The organism is Pseudomonas sp. GM17, assembly GCF_000282175.2.
Taxonomy (GTDB): Bacteria; Pseudomonadota; Gammaproteobacteria; order Pseudomonadales; family Pseudomonadaceae; genus Aquipseudomonas; species Aquipseudomonas chlororaphis.
The window spans coordinates 3,146,318-3,170,962 of sequence record NZ_CP124732.1 but is presented as its reverse complement, the minus strand read 5'-3'; the positions used below and the strand labels follow the sequence as shown (position 1 = coordinate 3,170,962).

At 63.9% G+C, this 24,645-nt stretch carries 19 protein-coding genes and 1 pseudogene; 5 read left to right on the top strand and 15 right to left on the bottom strand.

All coding sequences use genetic code 11. From position 1 onward, the window contains the following. Window positions 1-35 precede the first annotated feature (35 nt). Together PMI20_RS14475 and PMI20_RS14470 are read right to left on the bottom strand one after the other, a co-directional pair. Window positions 36-1,442, bottom strand: a complete 1,407-nt coding sequence (locus tag PMI20_RS14475) for an NAD(P)/FAD-dependent oxidoreductase (protein WP_007924806.1) — start codon at window positions 1,440-1,442, stop codon at window positions 36-38. Window positions 1,443-1,493: 51 nt separating this feature from the next. Next, window positions 1,494-2,309, bottom strand: coding sequence for a helix-turn-helix domain-containing protein (locus PMI20_RS14470; protein ID WP_007924807.1), 816 nt, complete (start codon window positions 2,307-2,309; stop codon window positions 1,494-1,496). Window positions 2,310-2,595: 286 nt separating this feature from the next. Here PMI20_RS14470 and PMI20_RS14465 point away from each other — a divergent pair, with 286 nt between their 5' ends. Next, window positions 2,596-2,865 (top strand): DUF1652 domain-containing protein, encoded by a 270-nt coding sequence (locus PMI20_RS14465; protein ID WP_007924808.1) that lies wholly within the window; start codon window positions 2,596-2,598, stop codon window positions 2,863-2,865. Between the two features lie 66 nt (window positions 2,866-2,931). Here the strand turns inward: PMI20_RS14465 and PMI20_RS14460 are convergent, their stop codons facing one another. Beyond that, window positions 2,932-5,391 (bottom strand): UvrD-helicase domain-containing protein, encoded by a 2,460-nt coding sequence (locus PMI20_RS14460; protein WP_007924809.1) that lies wholly within the window; start codon window positions 5,389-5,391, stop codon window positions 2,932-2,934. 277 nt (window positions 5,392-5,668) lie between these two features. Here PMI20_RS14460 and PMI20_RS14455 point away from each other — a divergent pair, with 277 nt between their 5' ends. Beyond that, window positions 5,669-6,364, top strand: a complete 696-nt coding sequence (locus PMI20_RS14455) for a pirin family protein (RefSeq protein ID WP_007924810.1) — start codon at window positions 5,669-5,671, stop codon at window positions 6,362-6,364. Window positions 6,365-6,576: 212 nt separating this feature from the next. Here the strand turns inward: PMI20_RS14455 and pgm are convergent, their stop codons facing one another. Together pgm and PMI20_RS14445 are read right to left on the bottom strand one after the other, a co-directional pair. Beyond that, a complete protein-coding gene (gene pgm, locus PMI20_RS14450; protein WP_007924811.1) occupies window positions 6,577-8,220 on the bottom strand; it encodes a phosphoglucomutase (alpha-D-glucose-1,6-bisphosphate-dependent) in 1,644 nt (547 codons plus the stop codon). A 227-nt stretch (window positions 8,221-8,447) separates the two neighbouring features. Then, complete coding sequence (locus PMI20_RS14445) at window positions 8,448-9,470, bottom strand: zinc-dependent alcohol dehydrogenase family protein (protein ID WP_007924812.1); 1,023 nt, start codon at window positions 9,468-9,470, stop codon at window positions 8,448-8,450. 270 nt (window positions 9,471-9,740) lie between these two features. On the opposite strand from PMI20_RS14445, the gene PMI20_RS14440 reads away from it, so the two are divergent. Beyond that, entirely contained in the window at window positions 9,741-10,655 is a 915-nt protein-coding gene (locus PMI20_RS14440) for a LysR family transcriptional regulator (RefSeq protein WP_007924813.1), read from the top strand. Window positions 10,656-10,878: 223 nt separating this feature from the next. On the opposite strand, the gene PMI20_RS14435 is transcribed toward PMI20_RS14440, so the two are convergent. From PMI20_RS14435 to PMI20_RS14425, 3 genes are read right to left on the bottom strand one after another with little or no spacing between them, the layout of a single operon-like run. Beyond that, on the bottom strand, window positions 10,879-12,219 hold the full coding sequence (locus PMI20_RS14435; RefSeq protein ID WP_007924815.1) for an MFS transporter: 1,341 nt from the start codon (window positions 12,217-12,219) through the stop codon (window positions 10,879-10,881). 43 nt (window positions 12,220-12,262) lie between these two features. Beyond that, window positions 12,263-13,804: a class I adenylate-forming enzyme family protein gene (locus tag PMI20_RS14430; RefSeq protein WP_007924816.1), complete on the bottom strand. Its 1,542-nt coding sequence runs from the start codon at window positions 13,802-13,804 to the stop codon at window positions 12,263-12,265. A gap of 2 nt (window positions 13,805-13,806) precedes the next feature. Then, window positions 13,807-14,985 carry an acetyl-CoA acetyltransferase gene (locus tag PMI20_RS14425; protein WP_007924817.1) on the bottom strand — a complete coding sequence of 393 codons (1,179 nt, stop codon included), beginning with the start codon at window positions 14,983-14,985 and terminating at the stop codon, window positions 13,807-13,809. Window positions 14,986-15,132: 147 nt separating this feature from the next. On the opposite strand from PMI20_RS14425, the gene PMI20_RS14420 reads away from it, so the two are divergent. Beyond that, entirely contained in the window at window positions 15,133-15,705 is a 573-nt protein-coding gene (locus tag PMI20_RS14420; protein ID WP_007924818.1) for a LuxR C-terminal-related transcriptional regulator, read from the top strand. Window positions 15,706-15,709: 4 nt separating this feature from the next. Here the strand turns inward: PMI20_RS14420 and PMI20_RS14415 are convergent, their stop codons facing one another. From PMI20_RS14415 to PMI20_RS14405, 3 genes and pseudogenes are all read right to left on the bottom strand, one after another. After that, window positions 15,710-15,850, bottom strand: coding sequence for a hypothetical protein (locus tag PMI20_RS14415; RefSeq protein ID WP_157173148.1), 141 nt, complete (start codon window positions 15,848-15,850; stop codon window positions 15,710-15,712). Between the two features lie 139 nt (window positions 15,851-15,989). Then, window positions 15,990-17,000: pseudogene (locus PMI20_RS14410) on the bottom strand (chitinase); the annotation flags it as partial. A 37-nt stretch (window positions 17,001-17,037) separates the two neighbouring features. Continuing rightward, window positions 17,038-17,673 (bottom strand): lytic polysaccharide monooxygenase auxiliary activity family 9 protein, encoded by a 636-nt coding sequence (locus tag PMI20_RS14405; RefSeq protein ID WP_007924820.1) that lies wholly within the window; start codon window positions 17,671-17,673, stop codon window positions 17,038-17,040. Window positions 17,674-18,024: 351 nt separating this feature from the next. Here PMI20_RS14405 and PMI20_RS14400 point away from each other — a divergent pair, with 351 nt between their 5' ends. Further along, a complete protein-coding gene (locus PMI20_RS14400; protein WP_007924821.1) occupies window positions 18,025-18,936 on the top strand; it encodes a LysR substrate-binding domain-containing protein in 912 nt (303 codons plus the stop codon). 238 nt (window positions 18,937-19,174) lie between these two features. Here the strand turns inward: PMI20_RS14400 and PMI20_RS14395 are convergent, their stop codons facing one another. From PMI20_RS14395 to PMI20_RS14380, 4 genes are read right to left on the bottom strand one after another with little or no spacing between them, the layout of a single operon-like run. After that, window positions 19,175-20,215, bottom strand: a complete 1,041-nt coding sequence (locus PMI20_RS14395) for a gamma-aminobutyric acid-binding protein (RefSeq protein WP_007924822.1) — start codon at window positions 20,213-20,215, stop codon at window positions 19,175-19,177. A gap of 54 nt (window positions 20,216-20,269) precedes the next feature. Next, a complete protein-coding gene (locus tag PMI20_RS14390; protein ID WP_007924823.1) occupies window positions 20,270-21,652 on the bottom strand; it encodes an aspartate aminotransferase family protein in 1,383 nt (460 codons plus the stop codon). Continuing rightward, complete coding sequence (locus PMI20_RS14385) at window positions 21,649-23,085, bottom strand: APC family permease (protein WP_007924825.1); 1,437 nt, start codon at window positions 23,083-23,085, stop codon at window positions 21,649-21,651. The genes PMI20_RS14390 and PMI20_RS14385 overlap by 4 nt, the downstream gene beginning before the upstream one ends. A 57-nt stretch (window positions 23,086-23,142) precedes the next feature. After that, window positions 23,143-24,636, bottom strand: coding sequence for an aldehyde dehydrogenase (locus tag PMI20_RS14380; RefSeq protein ID WP_007924827.1), 1,494 nt, complete (start codon window positions 24,634-24,636; stop codon window positions 23,143-23,145). Between the last annotated feature and the right edge of the window lie 9 nt (window positions 24,637-24,645).

Genomic DNA, 24,645 nt, shown 5'->3' with positions numbered 1-24,645 from the left:
CCTGTCGATGGAAAAAACCGCTGTCAAAAACCTGGTTAGTGCATCAGGCCTTCCATGAAGCCCGCCACCCGGCTGGCCAGCCGTCGGCGCCAGGGCGGCGTGGCCGGGTTGGCCAGGGTCTGGTCTTCATGGACGAAGCTGCGAATGATCGCGTTGTAGCCCAGCCAGCGGCACGGCTCTGGCTCCCAGGCGCGCAAGGCGTCGAGGCCGCCTTCGGGGATCACCCAGGGCTGGCGGGTCAATTCGTTGTTGCTCTGGAGAATCAATGCGGCCAGGGTTCGCCCGCCGAGGTTGCTGGCGCCCACGCCTTCGCCACCGTAGCCGCCGGACAAGGCGATGCCGCGCTGGCGGTCGCAGAGCATGTGCGGCCGGAAGTGCCGGGACATGCCCAGGTTGCCGCCCCAGGAATGGGTGATCCGCACATTGTTCAGCTGCGGGAAAAGCTCGCTGAACAGGTAGCGCCGCAACTCGACTTCACTGCGGGTCAGGTCGAAGTCGTGACGCAGCTTGCCGGCGAACTGGTAACCGCCGCGGGCGCCGAACACCAGGCGGTTATCCGCGGTGCGCTGGCCGTAGGTCACCTGGCGACTGCTTTCGCTGAACGCCTGGCCCTGGCTCAGGCCGATCTCGTCCCAGGTCGCGGCCGACAAGGGCTCGGTGGCCACCAGCAGGCTTTGCACCGGCAGCTGGTAACGGCCCAGGGGCGGCAAGGTCACCGAATAGCCCTCCACCGCCGGCACTATCCAGCGGCAACGCACGCTGGCCTTGGCGGTTTGCAGGCTGCCGGCCTGCCAGTGGCTGACCGGGCTGTTTTCGTAGATCGGCACGCCCAGGCGCTCCACGGCCCGGGCCAGGCCGCGCACCAGCTTGGCCGGCTGGATGGTCGCGCAATGGGGCGCGTAGATGCCGCCGTAGGCCTTGGCCACGCGGATCTGCCGGGCCAGTTGCTCGGGGCTCAGCCAGCGGTAGTCGCGCTCGTCGAGGCCCTGGCGGTAGAGCTTGTCCAGGTAGCGGCGCTGAGTGATTTCCTGCTCGGGGTAACGCGCCGCGCAGTACAGCACCCCACCCTTGCGGTAGTCGCAGTCGATGCCTTCGCGTTCAAGGACGATGGCCACTTCATCGGGAATGCCGTGCAGCAGGTCGAAGGAGGCGCGGCGCTGTTCGGGGCTCAGCCCGGCCAGCAACCGGTCCTCCCCCAAAAGGTTGCCCATCAGCCAACCGCCGTTGCGCCCGGAGGCGCCGAAGCCGGCGGTCTGCGCCTCGACGATGGCGATGTTCAGGGGCGGCGCCAGGCGCTTGAGGTAATAGGCGGTCCACAGCCCGGTATAACCGGCGCCGATGATCGCCACGTCGACATCCAGGTCCTGCTCCAGCGACGGCCGGGCCAGCAGCGGCTCGTCGAGCTGATCCATCCACAAACTGATATTGCGCCACGCAGGCATACACGCACTCCACCACCCGAACTTCGATGGCGTCGATCCTAGTGCCTGGGCTCAGGGGTTGTCTTGCGCGCGTGCACGCAAAGAAATTTGCTTGGCGTAGGCCTTGGGCGACAGGCCGGTGTGCTGGCGGAAACAGCTGTAGAACGCCGACAGCGAGTTGAAGCCAGCGGCGAACGCCAGCTCGTCGATGCGCACCGGCGGCGTCGCCTGGTCCAGCGCCGCCAGCAGATGCTGCAGGCGCGCCTGGTTCACATAGCGGTAGAAGCTCTGCCCCAGCACCTGGTTGAGCAGGTAGGAGATCTGGTTGCGGCTGTAGCCGCACTCCTTCGCCACCCGCTGCAGGTCCAGCTCGGGGTCGAGGTACGGCTGCTGGCGCTCGAAGTACTGCTGCAGGTCCTCGGCCATGAAACTCAGCTGGCGCGGCGACAGCCCCAGGCGACTGACCGCCGGCCGCGCGCTACCTTGGGCCTTGCCCGACACAGCCTCGCGCACCAGCGAGGCGTATTCATTGACGCGCCAGATCAGGCCGTCGCGCACGGTGATCGCCTCGCTGGCGCGAAACGACACCAGACCCTGCCCGCCACGCAGAGTCACCTGGTATTGAATGAACGCGGTGTTGCCGTCCAGACGGATGCGGTCGCTGTGCTCCAGGGCCTCATCGGGTGCGCGCGGCATGCTGTTGCGCACGTATTCGCGCAACTCGTCCAGGCCCAGGGTGCGGTTCTGGAAAAAGTCGTTGTACTGGATTTGCGGGTGATACAGCGCCATGACGCCATCGAGGTCGCGGTGCTTCCAGCACAGGTGATAGCGCAGCACCGTCTCGCCGGTGGCCTGGGTTTGCGCCGGGCCATCATCAAGGGAAGACATAGGGGCAGATATAGGGCTCAGGGGACGGAAAGGCGCAGCTTGCCGAAGTTCGTCCAACGCTTCAATGGCCAATGCATGGCCCCTGGATACTGGCGTTTTGCCTAAATCGCAGGCGGAAATGACCTGCATCAAAAAAGTGCCAGACAATCGCCAAACGGCCTGAAAAAAACCGTTGAATGTCATATCCCGGTGCTATTTTTAAAAGCTCCACAGGTTGGTCCAGTGACGGTCCTTCCGTACCTACCGCGAGCACAAGGAAGCGCTCAATGATCAAGGTGGGCAATCCATGAATAGAGTCTCCGCCAGTAAAGTCACCTTTCCCAACGCCTGCCAGCTGATGCGCTGGCATTTTCACCCCATGGGCTTCGAGGCCAGCATGGATGCACCCGGCAGCATGATCGCCCGGCTCTTCGATCGTGCCAGCGGCGAGACCATGATCGCCATTGCCGGCATCCCCTGCGCCACCGTGATGAACGCCACCGATGTCGAGCGAATAATCGAGGCGGTGGAAGACGAGCTGGAGGCTTTCATGCCGCCACTCGCGCTGAAAGCCTAAGATCGCTCTGCTCCTGGCCCCAGGCCACTCCAGACTGTTTTCAAGCCCGCCATCGCGCGGGCTTTTTCAGGCCCGCAGGTCGGCGAAGAACGGCTTGCCCTGGGGAACCCGGTCCGACGCCTTGGGTGCATTGGCCGCCTGGGTGTCCGGGCGGTCCACATACCAGTAGCAATGTTTCACCGCCCGGGTGATGCCGACATAGGCCAGGCGCAAGGTCTCGTCCTTCTGCGCATTGTCGTAGGGCTCGCTGTCGCCATCCTTGCCCAGCCCGGCCATGCGATAGACCTGGTTCTTGTAGGGCGAACTGGTCAGGTGCTGGCAATCGCCCAGCAGGAACACCGCATCCGCCTGCAAGCCCTTGGAGCTGTGATAGGTCAGTTGCTTGAGGCGTCGGTCCTGGGCCGGCAATCTAGAATCAACATTAACTATTGGCAAAATATGCTCTTCAATCAATGATTTATCGCTACTTTTTCGAAACAACATCAAGATTGAATCGCCATTGCGATAGTGCTCCGCCAGCCGTGCTGCAAGCCCCTGGTCGTCGCGGTCCAGCACATTCACCGGCAACACTTCCTTGGGTTCGCCGCTGGCCTTGGCCTTCTTCCCGGCAATCGCCGGCGCGGCGCGGACGATATGTTCCGCAGCGTCGATGATGTGCTGGTGGCTGCGATAGTTCTCGCTGAGCATCACTCGGGTGGTGGCCGGCGACGGGAATTCCTTGTTGAACTCCATGAAGAATTTCGGCGAACTGCCGCGCCAGCCGTAGATCGACTGCCAGTCGTCCCCTACGCAGAGCAACGACGAGCGCTGTGCCCCGCGGCCGACATGCATGGCCGGCCCGCGACTGCGGATCTCGCGCAGGCTGGCGCGAATCCACGAGACGATCTGCGGCGAGACGTCCTGGAATTCGTCGATCATCAGGTGCGACATCGGCCGCAAGCACTCATCGCTGAGCAGCTTGAAGTTCTCCGGGGTATTCTCGCCGAACAGCGCGAACATGCGGTTGTAGCTCATGATCGGCGGCGACTGGTCGAGCAGATGATCATCCAGCGCCCGCCAGAACAGGCTCAGTGCCTCGAAGAAAAAGCGGTCCGGGTCGTCCCGGGCAAACACCATCTGGCCCACGGCCACCGAGACGTCCAGCCCGAGGTTCTCGATAAACCCGGCCGCGGCGACAAAACAGTCCAGCAACGGCGCCGAAGCCAGCTCACCCTTGACCTTGTAATCGAAGCCCGGCCCGGCACTGGCATCCCCGCCCAGGGACGACAGGACGCGCTTGGCCGAATCGTAACTATCCAGCCAAATTATTGGCTTACGGCAGAAAGCTTGAAACAGGGTGCGCTTTACCGCCCACTCCGCGCGCACCGAAAGCTTCGATCCGGGGCGACTCAACTGCGGGTTTTCCCGAGGGTCGAACCCCAGCACCACCCAGGCATCCAGCTCGGCGACGTAGCCATGGCAATGGAACTGCGAGCCGTTGATCTCGACCGTCTGCCGGTTCGGCTCGATGCCCTTGATCGGCCAGGCTCCGGCACGAAACCACAGGTCTTCCAGGGTGTCGCACAGCTCTTCGTCGCGCTTGGCCGCCAGTTCGGTCACGGCCATGCGTTTTTGCACGTCCGGGTGATCGCGCTCCAGCTCCTTGAGTTGCAGGGCATGGCGCAGCAACGGCTTGATCGCTTCGCGAAAACGCCCGTCACGCCGGTGCAGGGCGTGGTAACAGGCATTCAGGTGCTTGCGCTGGGCGTCGTTGATCCGCAGGTCGAAGGGATTGCTGTCGACCTCCAGATCCCCCGCCACCGGACGATCGCTGAGGTTCTCGAACGCCTGCAGGCGCTCGAAACCCGGCAGGCTGCGGACCATCGGCAGGATGCGCGAGTGGAAGGTGCGCACCAGCTCCCGCGCCTGCTTGAGGCCCAGGGGCCGGCCCCAGAGTGCGAACACCTCCATCAGCTTGTTGATGAAGTCCTTGCGCGACTCGCGGGTGAAGGTCACCACGGTCATCGAGTCGAGCTCGAAGCCCAGGTAATGATTGAGCAGCAGGATGCGCAGGACCAGGGAAGTCGACTTGCCCGCGCCAGCGCCGGCAATCACCGAGGTGGACGGGGTTTCGCTGAAGATCATCTTCCATTGCGCGCTGCTGGGTTGGGCATGGGCCGGCAGCAGGCGGCCAACATCGGCCTTGATGCGCTTCTTCAGTTCGGCGCTCAGCGGCAGGCGCCAGTCGTCGAACAGATAATCGTCTACCCCGGGCGCCGGATGCTCGGTGGAGCGGCTGTCGCGAATCAGCAGGACCTGACGACCCTGCTCCAGACCTTCGGCCTTGCCCTCCTGGTAACCGTATTCCACCCCGGCGGTATGCCCGCTGCGAAAGCCGTCCGCCTGGCCATGCAACCAGGACGCGCGATGCTGGGCGCGCAAGCGACTGAGGCCATGACCGAAGAACCTGGCCGCCAAGCGCTTGAGCAGCGGCATTTCGGCCAGGGGCAAGAGTTCGGGAGGAAGATCGGGGGTGTGTTGCGGCACGCTGACTCCAGGGTGTGAGGCTGTGTGGGACGGTATGGTCGCTTCATTCGTCGATGACTTCTAGTGAAATGCTTACAGGTCATCCACTTAAGCCCCGAACTGAATGTTTGGAAGCAGAAGAAAGACCACAAAATATATCTATTTATTAGATCTGATAACGGCAGTTTTTGCGCTTTTTATCGATGCTTTGCTGATGGATGATGAGCGCCATCAATCACCGGTCTCGTTCTGCGGCTCCACCAAGGCGCCCCATGACGAACCCTGACAGGAGACGATCATGCTTGAACTCAGACCCTTCAAATCCCTGGGCGGCGCCCATCATGGCTGGTTGGATGCCCACCACCACTTTTCGTTCGCCGAGTACTACGACCCCAAACGCATGAACTGGGGCAACCTGCGCGTGTGGAACGACGACGTGATCGCTCCCGGCAGCGGTTTTCCGCAGCACCCGCACCGGGACATGGAAATCATCACCTACGTCCGTGAAGGTGCTATCACCCACCAGGACAACCTGGGCAACCAGGGCCGCACCGAGGCTGGCGACGTGCAGGTGATGAGCGCCGGTACCGGGATTGCCCACAGCGAATACAACCTGGAAGCCGGCGAAACCAGGATCTTCCAGATCTGGATTATCCCCAACGAGGCCGGCTCCGCGCCGTCCTGGGGTGCCAAGCCGTTCCCCAAAGGCCAGCGCGAAGGTTTCGTGACCCTGGCCAGCGGCAAACAAGGCGATGACCAGAGCCTGCGGATTCGTGCCGACGCGCGCCTGATAGCCGCCAACCTGAAGGCCGGCGAGTCCGCCGAATACCCGCTGGACAAGGATCGTCGGGCCTATCTGGTCCCAGCGACCGGGGTGATTGAAGTCAATGGCTTGCGCGCCGAAGCTCGAGACGGTGTCGCGATCGAGGACGAGCGCCTGCTGCGGGTCACCGCCCTCGAGGACAGCGAAATCGTCCTGGTTGACCTGGCTTGAGATAGCGAAGCAATGCTCCGTTTCTGTAGGAGCGAAGCTTGCTCGCGATGGGTTGCAAAGCAGCCCTGAAGCTGACTCCGCTCCAGTTGAAGATGGCTGTCGCTCTATCGGCAGCCAGCGCGGGCAAGCCTCGCTCCTACAAGACACAGCCGCAATAAAAAGGGGCGACCTTCTGGTCGCCCCTTTTTCGTCTGCCGTGAAACGCCGCTGGATCAGCCGCTGATCGCGCCGTCCACCAGGGTCTGCGCTTCCTGCACCAATTGCTTCAGGTGATCGTCGCCGATAAAACTCTCGGCGTAGATCTTGTAGATGTCTTCGGTGCCCGATGGACGCGCGGCGAACCAGCCGTTCTCGGTCATGACCTTGAGGCCGCCGATCGCCTGGTCGTTGCCCGGCGCGTGGCTGAGGATCTTCTGGATGCTTTCGCCGGCCAGCTGGGTCGAGGTCACCTGCTCCGGCGACAACTTGCCGAGCAGCGCCTTCTGCTGCGGGTTGGCCTTGGCATCGACGCGCACCGAGAACGGCTCGCCCAACTCGTCGCACAAGGCACGGTAGGCCTGGCTCGGGTCGCGGCCGGTGCGGGCGGTCATTTCCGCGGCCAGCAAGGCCGGGATCAGGCCGTCCTTGTCGGTGCTCCAGACGCCACCGTCCTTGCGCAGGAACGATGCGCCGGCGCTCTCTTCACCGCCAAAGCCGAGGGAGCCGTCGAACAGGCCGTCGGCGAACCACTTGAAGCCCACCGGCACTTCGTACAGGCGACGGCCCAGGCGCGCCGCCACGCGGTCGATCAGGCCACTGCTGACCACGGTCTTGCCCACGGCCGCGTCGGCGCGCCAGTGCGGGCGGTTCTGGAACAGGTAGTCGATGGCCACCGCCAGGTAATTATTCGGCGCCAGCAGGCCGCCAGTCGGGGTCACGATACCGTGGCGGTCGTGGTCCGGGTCGCAGCCGAAGGCCACGTCGAAACGATTCTTCAGGCCGATCAGGCCTTGCATCGCATAGCTGGACGACGGGTCCATGCGGATCTGGCCATCCCAGTCGACGGACATGAAACGGAAGGTGGCATCGACTTCCTTGTTGACCACTTCCAGATCCAGGCGATAGTGCTCGGCAATCGCCGACCAGTAGCGCACCCCTGCTCCGCCCAGCGGATCGACGCCCAGGCGCAGCTTGGCGTTGCGGATAGCGTCCAGGTCGATGACGTTGATCAGGTCGGCGACATAGCTGTTGACGTAGTCGTGACGATGGGTGGTGTCGGCCTTCAGGGCCTGCTCGTAGCTGATGCGCTTCACACCGGCCAGCTTGTTGGCCAGCAGTTCGTTGGCCTTGGCTTCGATCCACTTGGTGATGTGGGTATCGGCCGGGCCGCCGTTGGTGGGGTTGTACTTGTAGCCACCGCTTTGTGGCGGGTTGTGCGACGGGGTGATCACGATGCCGTCGGCCAGGCCGCTGCTGCGGCCACGGTTGTAGCAGAGAATCGCATGGGACACCGCCGGCGTCGGGGTGTACTCGTCACCCGTGGCAATCATCACGGTCACGCCGTTGGCGGCCAGCACTTCCAGGGCGCTGGCACCGGCCGGGGTGGACAAGGCGTGGGTATCGATGCCGACGAACAGCGGGCCATCGATACCCTGGGCCTGGCGATACAGGCAGATCGCCTGGCTGATGGCGAGGACATGCCATTCATTGAAACTCAGGTCGAACGAGCTGCCACGATGCCCCGAGGTACCGAAGGCGACCCGCTGGGTAGAGATGGCGGCATCGGGCTGGCCGGTGTAGTAGGCCGTTACCAGTCGCGGAAGATCGACCAGCAATTCTGTCGGTGCCGGTTTGCCCGCAAAAGGACTGAGTGTCATGCAAAACCTCGGGAAATGGATGGTTCGGTGAGTGCTGCGCAGTTTACTGGCAGTTTGACCACAACGCGACGGGATCTATCCGTGGAGGCTTGCACAATAAGCAGGCGCAGCTAGGCCATGGTCGGCTGCTGCACAGAGGCTGCTCAGGATCGAGGCGGGAATAAAGAAGGGAGTGACCGCGAAGACAGAAACGCCAGAGTGCGCGATGGCGAACCCTGGCGTCAGGATCAGGCCGGTTCGACCTGCAGTGCGACCCGTTCGCGGCAAGGACACTCGTCCATGTAGCGGTGGGCTTCGACGAACTCGTTGAACGGGAAGATCCGGGTCTTGAGCGGCAGCAGTACACGGTCCGCCGTCAGCTGGTTGATGTCGCGCAAGGCGCGCTGCAAGGCCACCTGGTCCTGGATGATGCCCAGCTCGGGCTTGCCAGTGAAGTTGCCGATGCAGTGCACGAAGAACTGGATGTTCTTCTGGAACGCCGCGCAGGCCGGGAACGGCGTCTGGTTGCCGCCTTGCAGGCCATACAGCACCAGGCTGCCGCGCGGCGCCAGGACGTCGCCGAGCATCGACATCTGCGGACCGCCGAGGCCATCGAACACCACGTTGACACCACGATTGTCGGTGTATTTGTTGATCTGCATGAGCAGGTCCTGCTCTTCGGTGACGATGACTTTCTCGGCCCCCAGGGACAGCAGGTACTCACGCTCTTCAGCGGTCTTGGTCGCGGCAATCACCCGCACTCCGAGCGCCTTGCCCAGCTGGACAAAGGACGGACCGGCGCAGTGGCTGGCATCGGTGACCAGGGCGAACTGCCCGGGCTTGACCCGCGCCAGGTCGACATAGGCAAAGTAGGCCACCAGCAGCGGCGTGTAATGCACCGCGGCCTCCACCGGGCTGAGCACATCGGGATAGCGGGTCAACGCCGAGCGTGGCAGGACAATCAGCTCGCCATAGACCGGATAATCGTTCGGGCTTTCGGCCGGGAAGCTGGCAACCTTGTCGCCAATGGCCAGGTCGTCGACACCTTCGCCGACCGCAGTCACCACGCCGGCCATCTCATGGCCAAGGCCGGAAGGCAGGCGGGCATGGGAAGACGCCAGGTTCTGGCGCCAAAGGACGTCGTACCAACTGATGCCGATCGCTTCGACACGCACCTGCACTTCGCCTGGCGCAGGCAGAGCGGCCGCATGCTCTTCGCACTTGAGCACCTCGGCCGGACCAAACTTGTGAAAACGGATCGTGCGGGACATCGCAAACCTCGTCAAAGTAACCTCTAATGCCCTGAACTCTATCTGGGCTTTCCGGCCAAGACCATCAGTGACTATTAATAGTCGACATGCCTGTCATTGATTCCGCAGCACCTGCAACAACGGGGAAACAGCGTGCCAGAGCGAAGGGTTCCTTACAGGAAAAAACAATTAGCCGGTGCAGAGTAGCAGCCTTTCCCCGTAAGATTCATGCCGGCCATTGTTCTCATATGGCCGCTCTCGTCAAGTTTGCTGACTCTGCCAGGACTCAAGATGAATCGTAATGACCTGCGTCGTGTCGACCTGAACCTGTTGATCGTGTTCGAAACATTAATGCATGAACGCAGCGTGACCCGGGCGGCGGAGAAACTCTTCCTCGGCCAGCCGGCCATCAGTGCGGCGCTGTCGCGCCTGCGCAGCCTGTTCGACGATCCGCTGTTCGTGCGCACCGGGCGCAGCATGGAGCCGTCGGCCCGGGCGGTGGAAATCTTCGCCCTGCTCTCGCCCGCCCTCGACTCGATCTCCACCGCGGTCAGCCGCGCCGCCGAGTTCGACCCGGCGACCAGCACCGCGGTGTTCCGCATCGGCCTGTCCGACGACGTCGAGTTCGCCCTGCTGCCGATGCTGCTCAAGCGCCTGCGCGCCGAAGCGCCGGGGATCGTGCTGGTGGTGCGCCGCGCCAACTACCTGCTGATGCCGGCCCTGCTGGCCTCCGGCGAGATTTCCATCGGCGTCAGCTACACCCAGGACCTGCCGGCCAACGCCAAGCGCAAGGTGCTGCGCCGCAGCCTGCCCAAGCTGCTGCGGGCCGACAGCATGCCCGGCGCCCTGAGCCTCGACGACTTCTGCGCCCGCCCCCACGCCCTGGTGTCGTTCGCCGGCGACCTCAGCGGTTTTATCGATGAAGAACTGGAAAAACTCGGGCGCAAGCGTCACGTGGTGCTCGCTGTGCCGCAGTTCAACGGCCTGAGCACCCTGCTCACCGGCACCGACATCGTCGCCACCGTGCCGGACTACACCGCCGAAGCCCTGACCGCCGCCGGCGGCGTGCGCGCCGAAGACCCGCCCCTGCCGGTGCGCACCTTCGAACTGCACATGGCCTGGCGCGGCTCCCAGGACAACGACCCGGGCGAACGCTGGCTGCGCTCGCGGATTCAGATGTTCTTCGGCGACCCCGATAGCCTTTGATCCCTACACAAACCGGATCGTCTGCCATAGGCAAAAGGGGCCAGTCCTGACTGGCCGCTCGCGGGACTTTTCTGTTTCTGGGCTGACACCGAGCGTTGCAGCTATGCGCTCGACCCGCCCGACGCCATTGCCCACCACTGACCCATACCGACGTCCTGGCCGCCAGGCCGCGATACACGGCCGGGTGACGCCAGTCGGCCGGGGCCGGCGCTGACAGGTGGGCTCAAGCTTGCGGATTGACCAGGAGTTGCGCAGCCCCACGGCCCTGGTGCCGGACGTCGTGGGTACAGGCGACGAAGTCCTCCTTGCGTAGCACTACCAGGGCCAGCAGCGACGCGATCCCGGTCGCCACGTAGAAGTACCAGGGCGCAGTGATGTCGCCAGTGAGCTTGATCAGCCAGGTGGAAATCAGCGGCGCGCTGCCGCCGAACACCGCCACCGGGATGTTGTAGGCCACGGCGATGCCGGTGGAGCGGATGCGGGTCGGCAGCAGCTCGCTCATCAGGGCGTAGGTCGAGGACGCATAGAGCCCGAACAGGATCGCCACGGCCATCAGCGGCCAGAACAAGGTGGCCGGGGTCGCGTTGGGCGCGGCCTTGAAGAACCAGTACATGGCCAGGGTCGCCAGAGTACCGATCACCATCAGGAAAGGCTTGCGCCCGTAACGATCGGTGAAGGCACCGCCGAGGGGCATGACCACCGCCGCCGAGAGACTGGCGACGAATACATAGAGCAAGGTCGTGCCACTGTCGAACTTGAGGGTGTTGGACATGTAGGTCGAGGCGAAGGTCAGCACCAGGTAGAAGATCGAGCTGTGCAGGGTGATGATGAAGAACACCAGGGCGATCGAGCGCTTCCACTGCCAAACCTCGTGCAGCGGCGCCTTGGAGGTCTGCCCGGCCTGCAGCAAGGCCAGGAATTCCGGACTGTCCTCCAGCTTCAGGCGGATATACAGCGAGATGAAGCCCAGGGGGCCTGCGATCAGGAACGGGATCCGCCAGCCCCAGTCCTGCATCAGTTCGGCGCCCAGGGCCCAAGTCATGCCGTTGGCCACGGCGCCGCCCAGGAGCAGGCCGAGCACAGCGGTGACCATCAGCCAGCAGGTGGCGAATCCCCGGCGCCCTGGGCTGGCGTATTCGGAAATGAAGCTGGTGATGGTGCCGATCTCGCCACCGGCAGAGAAACCCTGCACACAGCGGACCAGCACCAGGATCACCGGCGCGGCGATGCCGATGCTCGCGTAGGTCGGTAACAGGCCCAGCAGGCAGGTGGAGCCGGCCATCATCACCAGCACCGTGATCAGGGTCTTGCGTCGGCCGATCTTGTCGGCCAGGGGGCCGAAGAACAGGCCGCCCAGGGGCCGGATGAAGAAGCTCAGGGCAAAGGCTGCGAAGCTTGCCAGAAGGCTGCTGGTGGGATCGTCGGAAACGAAGAAGGCCTTGCCGATGTACAAGGCCAGGAAACCGTAGACGCCATAGTCGTACCACTCGATCAAGTGGCCGGAAGTGGCGCCGATGAAGGCCCGGCGCCGCTGGCGCTGGGGGTTGGAAGGTGGCACGCCCATCGTGGGGACTCCTGTCGTAGTGCTATCCATGAAATGCCGCGCTTCAGAGGTTGCTCAAGGGCCCGGTGGGGTCCTGCAACCACTGGCGTAAGCGGGTCTTGAGAATCTTGCCATAGCTGTTCTTGGGCAGCTCGGCGCAAAACAGGTACTTCTTCGGCTTTTTGAACGAGGCCATGCGCGCCAGGAACCAATGGTTGAGCGCCTGCGCATCGAGGTTGCCGGGCGAACGCAGGACCACGAAGGCCACCACCGACTCGCCCCACTGCGGGTCGGCCTCCCCCACCACGCACACTTCGAATACCTCGGGGTGCTGGATCAGCACTTCCTCGACTTCCCGCGGGTAGATGTTACTGCCGCCGGAGATGATCACATCCTTGCTGCGATCGGTCAGGGTCAGGTAACCCCGCTCATTCAGGAAACCGATGTCACCGGTGAGCAGCCAGCCGTCCACCAGGGCCTCCCGGGTGGCTTGCGGATTATCCCAGTACCCCTGCATCACCACAGCCCCGCGCACGGCGATTATCCCCCTCTCTCCGGCAGCCAGGGGTTGGCCCGCAGTATCCACCACGCGCACCTCAACGCAGGCGTGGGCACGCCCTACCGAGGCAGCAATGGTCGGCCAGTCAGCATGGCCGCGGTCGGCAATGGTCTCCCTGGACAGGGCGCTGATGGTCATTGGGCATTCGCCCTGGCCGTAGATCTGCACCAACCGCGGGCCGAAGGTGTCCAGGGCCTGGGCGAGATCCGCCAGGTACATCGGGCCGCCGCCGTAGACGATGGTCTTGATCCCTTCGCCGCAATAGCCCTGCTGCCGGGCCTGCTGCACCATGCGCTTGAGCATGGTCGGCGCGGCAAACAGGCTGACCTGGCCCAGCGCCTGCGCCAGCTCGAACAATTCCGCCGCCTGGAACCCCTGGGACGTCGGCACCACATGCCGCGTACCACAGCGCACATGGATGAAGTTGTAGAGGCCGGCGCCGTGAGACATCGGCGCGGCATAGACCACTGCGTCATCAGCGGCCACCGGGTCCACGTCCAGCGGATAGCACAAGGACATGGCGATCAGGTTGCCATGGGACAACATCACCCCCTTGGGGCGGCCAGTGGTCCCGGAGGTGTAGAACAGCCAGGCCAGGTCGCTGTCCTCCCGCAGGTGCGGCTCTACCAGTTCATCACCCGGCACCCGGCCTTGCACGGCCAGCCCGGGCGCGGCCAGTTCGCGGCAGCCGGCCGGCAGGGTCGCGGTGTCGAAGCTCTGGCCCTCATCGGTGTAGATCAGCCGGGCCCCGGCATTGCCGGCAATCCAGGTGGCTTCCAGTGCATGCAACTTGCTGTTGATCGGAACCGCCACCGCCCCGCTCCACCAGATGGCGTACAACAGTTCGAGATAACCGCAGCTGTTCTTCAGCAGCAGCGCCACTCGGTCGCCAGGCTCAATGCCGTACTCGTGGCGCAGTTGCAGGGCGCGTGCCCTGGCCTGCTCGGCAAACGCCTGGTAGTCGGCGACCTGGCGGCGGCCCTCGAACAGAGCTCCCCGCCGCGGCCAGCGCTGGGCCGCATCGCGCAGCCAATGGGCGATGTTCATCCTCAGACCTTGACCGCTTGCAGGACGCTGGCGTAGTTGGCCACCGCCATGCCGCCCATGTTGAACAGCAAGCCGAACTCGGCACCTGGCACACCCAGGCCGATGGGTTTGCCGATCAGTTGGGCAAAGCCCAGGGCATGCATCGATACCCCGGTGGCCCCCACCGGATGCCCCTTGGCCTTGAGCCCGCCGGACAGGTTCACCGGCAGGCGTCCGCCCTGGCGCACGGTGCCGTCGTCGAGGGCTCGGTGCCCCTCGCCCCTGGGCGCCAGGCCCATGGCTTCGTAGATCAGCAATTCAGCGATGGTGAAGCAGTCGTGTACCTCAGCGAAACTCAGGTCGCCGAGGGTCACGCCGGCCTGGCGCAGGGCCCCGTGGATGGCCCGGCGCGGCCCCTCGAAGGCCAGCATGTCGCGGCGCGACAAGGGCAGGAAGTCGTTCACCTGGGTCATGGCACGAATCGCCACCTGGCGTCGCATCGAACGGGCGCGCTGGGGCGAGGCCAGGATGATCGCCGCCGCACCGTCACTGATCAACGAGCAGTCGGTCAGGCGCAGTGGCGGCGCGATCAGCGGGTTGCCCTGGGAAACGTTGTTGCAGTGTTCAAAATCCATCACGCGGTGCATCTGTGCCAGGGGGTTGGCCATGGCATTGGCATGGTTTTTCACCGCGATCATGGCCATCGAGGACAACGGGCTGTGGTAGCGGTCGGCGTACTGCTGCGCCACCCGGCCAAAAAGCTGGGCGAAACTCATGCCGGCCTCCTGGAGGGCGTTCTGGTAGCCGGCGCCGGCCAGGGCCCGGGTGACTTCGACGGTACTGTTGCCGGTCATTTTCTCCGCGCCGACCACCAGTACCAGTTCGGCGGCGCCGCTGCGGATCGCGTTGATCCCGGCCTGGATCGCCGCCGAACCGGAGGCGCAGGCGTTCTCGCAGCGAGTGGCGGGCTTGAAGCGCAGTTGCGGATCGGCCTGGAGCATCAGCGAGGCGGGAAAACCGTCCGCCACCAGGCCGGCGTTGAAGTGCCCGAGAAACAGCGCGTCGATTTGTGCAGCCTCGATCTCAGCGTCTGCCAGGGCCTCGCGGGTAACCTGGACGATCAGGTCCTCGAGGTTCAGGCCGTCCAGACGACCGAAAGGACTATGGGCGGCAGCGACGATGGATACGGAATCATGAACCATGTGATTTTCTTCTTCCTTGAAGCGGGTATTCCATACAATGATTCAACACCCGAATCACACGCTAGTTGGGGGAACTACGTACGGCAGTAAGTAGTCCCCCGCCCCCCAAAAAAGGGGCGCGCCGATAAACCCGAGGCAGGATGCCTGATGACCCTACACGCCCAGCAATTCCAGGACCTCGAGCGCCTGGCCTTCCAGGTTTCCCCCGCACCGCAGATGATCACCGGACATCGCCGGATGCTCGACTGCAACCAGGCCTTCGTACGCCTGTTCGGCTACGAGCGCGAACACTTGCAAGGCCACCTGACCCTGCTGTTGTACCCCTCCCAGGCCGACTACCAGAGCATCGGCGAACGCAGCGAGCACTGGCTGCGCAACGGACCCGGCACCTTCTACTCCGATGAACGCTTCATGCAGCATCGCAACGGCGAGGTGTTCTGGGCCCGCGCCCACGGTTTTTCCCTGACGGCCGAGGACCCGTTCAAGCTGATGGTCTGGCATTTCGAGCGCCTGGACCGCCAACCGGCGCCGATGATCCAGTTGACCCCACGCGAACGGGAAATCTCGCTGCATATCGTCAATGGCCTGACCTGCAAGGAAGTGGCACGCAAGCTGGGCATTTCCCACCGCACAGTGGAAGTCCACCGCGCCCGGCTGATGAAGAAACTTCAGGCCAAGAACAGCGCAGAACTGGTGTCGAAGATCATCTTCATCAGTTGAGCGCCTAGGCAAGCATGTCGCCGGCACTGATGCGCAGCAGTTGCAATGGCCCGATAGTCGGGCCCTCCACGCTGCCGTCCTCTGCCAGGACCTGGTGGATGGCCCCCATCTTGAAAGCCAAAAAAAATCCGATGCCTTGCGGCATCGGATTTTCATTGCTTGCCCTCAGCGATCAAGTCAACAGGCTTGACTGTCGAGCATCCGGCACGTCTGCCGGATGTCTCCTTGATCGAATGCTAGAGGGCGGTCTGTGGGTGGGACTCATCCTGGGTTGAGGAGGACAGCTTGCCACCGTTGATCAACGACCCGTAGCGCCGGCTGAATTCCTGGTTGTAGGGCACGTGGTCCTTGTTGACCCCGCTGTCCCAGTTGACCGACCAGGTCATCAGGCCCTTGATCGACAGCCCTTTGGCATGGAGGCGTTTGAACGCATTGGCAACGGCCGCCGGGTTGACCACGTATCCGGTGGCCGCGGCATCGACGTTGGCGGGCAGGCCAATGACGAATTTGTCAGCGGCAATCCTGGTGAAACCGCGAGTACCACTCACCAGGCTTTCGGTCAGGTAATAGAGGAAGTCCTCTTTCATGGCGTCGTTGTTCTGGGCGATCCAGGCCCCCTTGCCGTTGTTGGCCTCCTGAACCCAGAGGCCATCGCCGCCCTGGTTGTAGAACTGCGGCGCGATGAAGTCGTAGTAGCCTTCCAGCGCCTTGAGGTAGTCGACGTATCGACCGGCAGCGGTCAGGTAGGGGAACTCCGGCGCCATGCTGATGATGAAATGCTTGCCCTCGGCAGCATAGTGATCCTTGACCAGCTTCAGCGCGGCCGGCAGGACGATCTTGTTGCTGGCAGAGTCAATCGCACTCTGTTCAAGATCGATGTCCAGCCCGTCAAAGCCGTAGGTTTCCACCAGGCGGATGATTTCATTGGCCAGGGGCTGTTCGTGGCCCGGGTTCAACGCGATATGAGCGTCGGCGCCCCCCAGGGACATCAGCACCGCCCTGCCCTGGCTGTTCAGCACGCCCACCTGGCGACGAAACTCGGCATCGGACAGGTTGTACGGCTTGAACGTCGGAATACCGCTGCCTTTCATGAACGCCACGGCCACCACGTTGTAGTCCCGGGGCACATCCTCCAGGTTCATATTGGCAAACTGCCCGCGCTGGTAGCCGTCCGAGGGGCCGGCCGGCCAGTTGTGCCAGTAGCCCATGAGGATTTTCTTGCCATCCAGGCTCGGCATCCGCGACGCGGCATCATCCTGCGTCGTTTTCAGTTGGGTAAAGTCAATCTGTGACATGTTCTAATCCTTCAGAACGTTTGGACGATCCGCAGACTTATTTGAAGTCGACGTCGAAGGCCTGATAGAAGGCGTTGCCGGTATTGGCCACGATCCACATCAGGACAATCACGTGACGGCCCTTTTTATTGGCTGGCAGCTTCACTTCGTGATCGACCTTGGCCTTCAGTTCGCCGGCATGGCTGTAGTAAGGCACCTGCGGGTAGAAGTCCTCGGCGAAAGGTTGAGCCTCCAGTTGAGCGCGGGTGATGCGCTGTTTCGGATCCCAGCCGTCCTTGGTGATCAGCCAGCGATAACCACGGGTGGTGTGTGGCGCGGTGTACTGCCAGGTCACCTTGAAGATCTGGCCGGGGTTGACGTTGAGCGTCGGCCAGGTGAAGGCGCGGCCGAGCTTCTTGCTCATCTCCTCATCGCTGAAGTTGACGCAGTCCCGGGCATCGGTCTTGCCACCGCTGAGGATGAAGCCATCGGCCGGCGGCACGTCGCTTGGGTTGTCCGTGTTGAACGGTGCAGGGAACGGACCCGCGGCCAGGGCCGGGAAGTTCTTGCCGCCTTCCATCTCATTGACCTGCCAACCGCCCAACAGGCCCAGGTCGATGGCGACTGCGCCGCGGGAGGCTGGGGAGGTGACCCGACCGTGGCGAAGCGGTGATTGGGTTTGTGGTTTGTTCATGTTTATTGCTCCATTGATTTAAGAAACTCTCCCTTTCCAAAGGAGAGGTCTTCAAATTAACCGAGCTGGATTTTCTGTCCACGCACCCATTTTTCGTTCCGCATCACGCTGGCAGAGGAATCACCCGAAAATACTGGATATATAACCAGTACACCAAGATTTCTCCTACCCAACTTGAAGTAAAAGTCCTACATGTCCAGGCGGCACCTGGAAGCTGTACCTCTACCTGCAAGCCTTTGCGGCACTGCGCGCCTACCCAGCGAAAATATCCCCACTGCCGAGCAAAATCCGCTGCAGCGCCAGTCCGCGGAGCGGGTATCGTGGAGCAAAACCATCGGCCAGAGGTGCACTGTGGCGTCCTATTCCTTGCGTCAATTGAAGTATTTCGTCACCACCGTCGAATGTGGCAGCGTCGCCGAGGCGTCGCGCAAGCTGTATATCGCCCAGCCGTCGATCTCCACCGCGGTCAAGGGCCTGGAAGACAGCTTCGGCGTGCAGTTGCTGATCCGTCATCACGCCCAGGGCGTGTCCCTGACCCCGGGTGGCGCGCGTTTCTACCGCAAGGCCCAGGAACTGCTGCGCATGGCCCACGAGTTCGAGCAGAACGCCCTGGCCGACAACGATGTGGTGTGTGGGCAGATCGATATCGGTTGTTTCGAGACGGTCGCCCCGCTCTACCTGCCACGGCTGATCGCCGGCTTTCGCCAGCGTTTTCCGGGGGTGGAGATCCGCCTGCAGGACGGCGAGCAGCAGGAGCTGGTGCAGGGGTTGACCGGCGGGCGCTTCGACCTGGCGATCTTCTACGAGCACGACCTGGACAGCACCATCGAGACCGAGGCGCTGATGGCGCCGCAACGGCCGTATGCCCTGGTGCCGGCCGGGCACCGTTTTGCCGGGCAGGCCCAGGTGTCGCTGCGCGACCTGGTCCTGGAGCCGATGATCCTGCTGGATGTGCAGCCCAGCCGCACCTACTTCGTGAGCATCTTCGAGGAGTTGCAACTGACGCCGAATATCGTCTTCGGCTCGCCGTCGATCGAGATGGTGCGCGGCATGGTCGGCCAGGGGTTCGGCTTTGCCTTGCTGGTGACCAGGCCCCATGGCAACAGCACCTATGACGGCCAGGAAGTGGTCTGTGTGGAGATTGCCGAGGATGTCACCGGCTCGGCGCTGGTGGCCGGCTGGCTGAAACGGGCGCAGCTGACCAAGCCTGCGCAGTTGTTCGTCGATTACTGCAAGGAGCAGTTCGCTGCGTGGTTGAAATAGCACCCCAGGTATAACCGGAGCGGGCTTGCCGGCGATGCGGCCAATGCAACCCGCCTATCCAGGGTTGAACAGGTTATAGGCCAGCCCCGGGCTCGCGGCCAATACCCCATCTGCATCTGTAGGAGCGCAGCTTGCTCGCGAAGCGTCGCATCAGGCACACCGCGTTGCCTCTATCGCCAGCAAGCTGGCTCCTACAAAGAGCGGGTGCCCTCCTTTACGAAGCTGGTGGCCATTGACCTCAGCGCGCCGCCCAGGCGTTGAAGCGCTGTTCCAGCTCCTCGCCATGGTCCACCCAGAACTCCGCGTCCACCGCCCGCGCCCCGGCCAGGTTGGCCTCGGCGGTGGGCAACTGCCGTTGCACCGCCGCCGGCAGCAGCGCCAGCGCGTCACGGTGCACCGGCCCGTAGGGGATCTCCTCGGAGAACACCTTCTGGGTCTGCGGCTGGCTGGCGAAGGCGATGAAGTCTTCGGCCAGCGCCTTGTTCGGCGTGCCCTTGACCACCGCCCAGTACTCCGGGTCGTACAGGCTTTGCGGCCAGACGATGCTCAGTTTCATGCCTTCCTTCTGCGCCGAGGCGATCCGCCCGTTGTAGGCCGCGCTCATCACCACGTCCCCGGCGATCAGCCATTGCGGCGGCTGCGCGCCCGCCTCCCACCACTGGATATTGCCCTTGATCTGATCGAGCTTGGCGAACGCCCGGGTCACGCCCTCGGGAGTACCCAGCACCTGGTACAGCTGGTCCGGCTTGACCCCGTCGGCGAGCAAGGCGATTTCCAGGGTGTACTTGGCGCCCTTGCGCAAGCCGCGCTTGCCGGGGAAGTCGGCGACGTTCCAGAAGTCCGCCCAGGAGGTCGGCGCCTTGGCCAGCTTGTCCTGGTCGTAGGCCATGACCATCGACCAGACATAGGTGGCCACGCCGCATTCGCTCAGGGTCCCCGGGACGAACCGCGCCGGGTCGCCGAAGCGCGCCGGGTCGAGGCGTTCGAACAAGCCTTCGTCACAGCCACGCAGCAGCTCCGGGCTTTCGACTTCGACCACGTCCCAGCTGGTATGGCCGACATCGACCATGGCCTTGATTTTCGACAGCTCACCGTTGTATTCGCCGGCGACCACGCGTCCTGCGCCGCTGGCGGTGAAAGGTTGGAAGTAGGCCTTGTCCTGGGCCTGCTTGGTGGCACCGCCAAAGGAGATGACGGTGAGGCTCTGCGGTGCGGCCGCAACCGCGGTGCACAACAGGGCCAGGGCAAAGGGAACACAGCAACGCAAGGATCTGGACATGTAGCGGTTCCTCGAATAGGCCGACGCGCCCGCGCGCGCCGGCCGCTTTTGGGCCTACAGACGACCGTATTCGCGGGCGGTCCTGTCTACGGCGGTACGGGTCTTGTCGACCAGTTCATCAATGTCGGCGTGGCTGGCCACCAGGGCCGGGGCCATGATCATCCGGCCCAGGGTCGAGCGGATGATCAGGCCCTCTTCGAAGCCGATGGTGCGGCAACGCCAGGCCATGTCGTTTTCGTTGGCGAAGCGCTTGCGGCTGGCCTTGTCTTCGGCGAACTGCAAGGCCGCCACCAGCCCGGCGCCCTGCACTTCGCCAATCAACGGATGGTTGTCGAACACCTCGCGCAGGCAGCGCTGCAGGTACGGCCCGGTCTCGTGCTTGACCCGGCTGACGATGCCTTCGTCGCGCAGGGCCTTGAGGTTGGCGATGGCCACCGCCGCCGCCACCGGGTGGCCGGAATAGGTCAGGCCGTGGGCGAACACCCCGCCCTGCTCCACCAGCACCTCGGCCATGCGCCTGGAGAGGATCAGACCGCCCATGGGGATGTAGCCGCTGGTCAGGCCCTTGGCGATCGACAGGGTGTCGGGCTCGAAGCCGAAATGCTGGTGGGCGAACCACTCGCCGGTACGGCCGAAACCGCCGATCACTTCATCGGCGCACAGCAGCACGTCGTACTGGCGGCAGATGCGCTGGATTTCCGGCCAGTAGCTTTCTGGCGGGAAGATCATGCCGCCGGCGCCCTGGAAGGGCTCGGCGACGAAGGCCGCGACATTCTCGGCGCCCAGTTCGAGGATCTTCTCCTCCAGCTGGCGCGCCGCGCGCAGGCCGAACTCGGCCGGGGTCAGGTCGCCTTCGTGGGCGAACCAGTACGGCTCGTCGATGTGCGCCACGTCCGGGATCACCCCTCCCATGTCGTGCATGAACTTCATCCCGCCCAGCGCCGTGGCGCCGAGGGTCGAGCCGTGGTAGCCGTTCCAGCGGCCGATCATGATCTTCTTCTGCGGCTTGCCGAGGATCTGCCAGTAGCGGCGCACGGTGCGGATCAGCACCTCGTTGGCCTCGGAGCCGGAGTTGGTGTAGATCGCGTGGCTGTAGTGCGCGGGCAACAGGCTGAACAACAGCTCCGACAGCTCGACCACCGCCGGGTGGGTGGTGTGGAAGAACATGTTGTAGTACGGCAGTTGCTCGAGCTGCTGGCTGGCAGCGGCGGCCAGGTCCTTGCGGCCGTAGCCGAGGTTGGTGCACCACAGGCCCGACATGCCGTCCAGGTAGCGCTTGCCGTCGTTGTCCCAGAGCGCCAGGCCCTCACCGCGCACGATCACCCGCGGCCCTTCGGCGTTCAGCGCCTTCTGATCGAGGAACGCATGAATGTGGTGCGCGGCATCCGCGGCCTGGTAGTCGCCGGTGCTGCGCACGGGTTTGATCTGAACGGTCATTGCGAGTCTCCTTGCGGGTTTTTATCGAGAGTGCCGAGCACGCTGGCCAGCGGCTCCGGCTTGAACAGTGGCTTGCCCATCACGCCCTTGATCCACAGCACGGCGATGATCGAGACGATCAGCAGCACGAGACCTGCGTAGGCAAAAATCGAAAAGGTCATCTCCGGGCTGGGCGAGACGTTCCAGATCGCAAACAGCATGCCGGCGATGCCGAACACCTGCGGCAAGGGGTAGAACGGCGTGCGGAACGGCCGCGCCACCTGCGGGTAGCGCCGGCGCAGGGCGATGACATTGACGTGGGTGATGATGTAGGCCAGCAGCCAGGCCAGGGCCGCCGAGAGCAACAGCTGGTTGATCGCATCGGCATGGTCGTGCATCAGCAGCAACGGCAGGCCAGTGACCGCGGCGATAAACAGCACCGCCACCCAGGGCGCGCCGGTGCGCTTGCCCTGGCGCTTGAACACGCCAAAGGCCTGGCCATTGCGAGCCATGCCGAACAGCATGCGCGGGATCGCCGCCAGCGAACTGTTGAGGGTGCTGCAGGTGGCGGTGATCGCGGCGGTCACCAGGAACACCTTGCCCGCCTCGCCGAACACCGTGGTGGCGAACAGGTAATGCGGCAGGCCGTTGCTGGCCAGTTCCGCCTGGGGCACGGTGAGCAAGGCGCCCAGGCCATACAGGCTGATGATCACGAAGATGATGGTCAGGCCGAGCATCATCGAGCCCGGGATATTGCGCTCCGGACGCCGGGTTTCTTCCACCAGCGGGCAGACGAACTCGGCGCCGACGAAGCCCCAGACCGCCATCGCCGTCAGGGCGACCACGCCCAGGCCCAAGGGGTTCCAGTGGGCGCTGTCGAACAGCGTCGGGTTGGGCGCGACGATGTCGCTGTTCATCGCGCTCAGGCCCATCACCAGCAGGACCACGGTCATCACCACCGCCAGCACCGTCTGCAGGCGGGCGAAGATGTCGATGTTGAACAGGTTGAGCACGGTGAACAGCGCCAGTACCCCCAGGGCCACGGTCAGCGGCGGCATGGAGTGCGGGTAGACCTTGTCGATGATGAACTCCATCAGCAACAGCTCGGCCGACAAGGCGAACATCGCTACCACGATGTAGCCGGAAAAGGTCGCCAGGATCGCCGGGAACTGGCCGATGGCGACCTCGGTGTAAGTGCTCAGGCTGCCGGCGCGGGGGATCATCAGCGCCAGTTCGGAGAACGAACAGGCGTAGCTCAGGGCCAACAGGTAGGCCAGGCCCAGGGGCACGATAAAGCCCAGGCCGGCGATGCCGACGCCTTGCAGCATCAGCACCATCACGCCTTGTGAGACCACCAGGCCGATGGCCACCGCCAACAGCGCGGTGAGGCCGAGTTTCTTGCGACTCGCGGGCGGCGCCAGGGCGCCGGTTTGCACGCTTGCATTGCTGTTCATCGGTTGCTCCGTCTTGTTGTTCTATTTTTTTGAAGATCGGTGCCGCGCTTCGGGGCCTCAGCCGCGCAGTTGAATCCAGGTGGTTTTCAGCTGGGTGTACTTGTCGAACGAATGCAGCGACAGGTCGCGGCCAAAGCCCGACTGCTTGCCGCCGCCAAAGGGCACGGTGACATCCAGCGCATCGACGGTATTCACCGACACCGTCCCGGCATTCAGCCGCCGCGCCACTCGATGCGCGCGATTGAGGTCGTCGGTCCACAGCGAAGCGGCCAGGCCATAGATGTGCTGATTGGCCAGGGCCACCGCCTGGTCTTCGTCGTCGAACAGCGTGATCGCCAGCACCGGGCCGAACACCTCTTCGCGGGCCAGGGTCATGTCGGCGGTCACGCCCGTGAAGATGGTCGGCTCGATGAAGTTGCTCGAACCGTCGATGCTCAGTTGCCGACCGCCGCACACCAACTGCGCGCCCTCGGCCTGGGCCTGCTCGATGTACTGCTTGATGCGCTGCGCCTGGCGCGCATCGACGATGGCCCCGGCCCGGCTCGCCGGGTCCAGCGGATTGCCCGGCTGCCACTGGTGCGCCTTGGCAACCAGGCGCTCGATGAACCCATCGGCGATCGAGCGCTGCACCAGCAGGCGCGAGTTGGCCGAGCAGACTTCGCCCTGGTTGAAGAAGATGCCGAACGCGGCTTTCTCGGCCGCCAGGTCCAGGTCCTGGCAATCGGCGAACACCAGGTTCGGGCTCTTGCCGCCGCACTCCAGCCAGACCTGCTTGAGGTTCGACTGCGCGGCGTACTGCATGAAGTACTTGCCGACCTCGGTGGAGCCGGTGAACACCAGGGCATCCACCTCCATGTGCAGGCCAAGGGCGCGACCGGCCTCCTCGCCCAGGCCCGGCACCACGTTGAGCACGCCCTTGGGAAGGCCGGCTTCGATGGCCAGCTCGGCCAGGCGCAGGGCCGAGAACGGCGACTGTTCGGCCGGCTTGAGCACCACGCTGTTGCCGGCGGCCAGGGCCGGGGCCAGCTTCCAGGCGGCCATGTCCAGCGGGAAATTCCACGGCACCACCGCACCGATCACCCCCAGCGGCACCCGGGTGATGGTCGCCAGGACATTGCTGGCGCTCGGCGCCACCTGGTCATAGAGCTTGTCGAGGCTTTCGCCGTACCAGGCAAATACATGGGCCGCGCCCGGCACATCGATATTCCAGGCATCCATCACCGGCTTGCCCATGCTCAGGGAATCGAGCAAGGCCAGTTCGTCGCGGTGCTCCAGCATCAGCTGCGACAGGCGCAGCAGGATCGCCTTGCGCTCGCCGGGCGCCATCCTCGCCCAGGGGCCCTGCTCGAACGCACGGCGGGCGCTGCGCACCGCCCGGTCGACTTCGACCGCGCCGCAGGCGGCCACCTGAGCCAAGCGTTTCACGGTGGCCGGGTTGACCACATCGAAGCGCGCGCCGCTCTCGGCCTGGCACGCCTCACCGTCGATAAAGGCGCTGTCGATCAGGCGTTGGCGCTGCGCCAGGGCTGTCCACTCGTTGAAATCTTTCACCGCGGATTC

Bases quoted from the DNA above. Each gene is read 5' to 3' on its own strand.
- PMI20_RS14475 (WP_007924806.1), bottom strand. From the start codon at position 1,442: ATGCCTGCGTGGCGCAATATCAGTTTGTGGATGGATCAGCTCGACGAG.
- PMI20_RS14470 (WP_007924807.1), bottom strand. From the start codon at position 2,309: ATGTCTTCCCTTGATGATGGCCCGGCGCAAACCCAGGCCACCGGCGAG.
- PMI20_RS14465 (WP_007924808.1), top strand. From the start codon at position 2,596: ATGAATAGAGTCTCCGCCAGTAAAGTCACCTTTCCCAACGCCTGCCAG.
- PMI20_RS14455 (WP_007924810.1), top strand. From the start codon at position 5,669: ATGCTTGAACTCAGACCCTTCAAATCCCTGGGCGGCGCCCATCATGGC.
- pgm (WP_007924811.1), bottom strand. From the start codon at position 8,220: ATGACACTCAGTCCTTTTGCGGGCAAACCGGCACCGACAGAATTGCTG.
- PMI20_RS14445 (WP_007924812.1), bottom strand. From the start codon at position 9,470: ATGTCCCGCACGATCCGTTTTCACAAGTTTGGTCCGGCCGAGGTGCTC.
- PMI20_RS14440 (WP_007924813.1), top strand. From the start codon at position 9,741: ATGAATCGTAATGACCTGCGTCGTGTCGACCTGAACCTGTTGATCGTG.
- PMI20_RS14435 (WP_007924815.1), bottom strand. From the start codon at position 12,219: ATGGGCGTGCCACCTTCCAACCCCCAGCGCCAGCGGCGCCGGGCCTTC.
- PMI20_RS14430 (WP_007924816.1), bottom strand. From the start codon at position 13,804: ATGAACATCGCCCATTGGCTGCGCGATGCGGCCCAGCGCTGGCCGCGG.
- PMI20_RS14425 (WP_007924817.1), bottom strand. From the start codon at position 14,985: ATGGTTCATGATTCCGTATCCATCGTCGCTGCCGCCCATAGTCCTTTC.
- PMI20_RS14420 (WP_007924818.1), top strand. From the start codon at position 15,133: ATGACCCTACACGCCCAGCAATTCCAGGACCTCGAGCGCCTGGCCTTC.
- PMI20_RS14415 (WP_157173148.1), bottom strand. From the start codon at position 15,850: ATGCCGCAAGGCATCGGATTTTTTTTGGCTTTCAAGATGGGGGCCATC.
- PMI20_RS14405 (WP_007924820.1), bottom strand. From the start codon at position 17,673: ATGAACAAACCACAAACCCAATCACCGCTTCGCCACGGTCGGGTCACC.
- PMI20_RS14395 (WP_007924822.1), bottom strand. From the start codon at position 20,215: ATGTCCAGATCCTTGCGTTGCTGTGTTCCCTTTGCCCTGGCCCTGTTG.
- PMI20_RS14390 (WP_007924823.1), bottom strand. From the start codon at position 21,652: ATGACCGTTCAGATCAAACCCGTGCGCAGCACCGGCGACTACCAGGCC.
- PMI20_RS14385 (WP_007924825.1), bottom strand. From the start codon at position 23,085: ATGAACAGCAATGCAAGCGTGCAAACCGGCGCCCTGGCGCCGCCCGCG.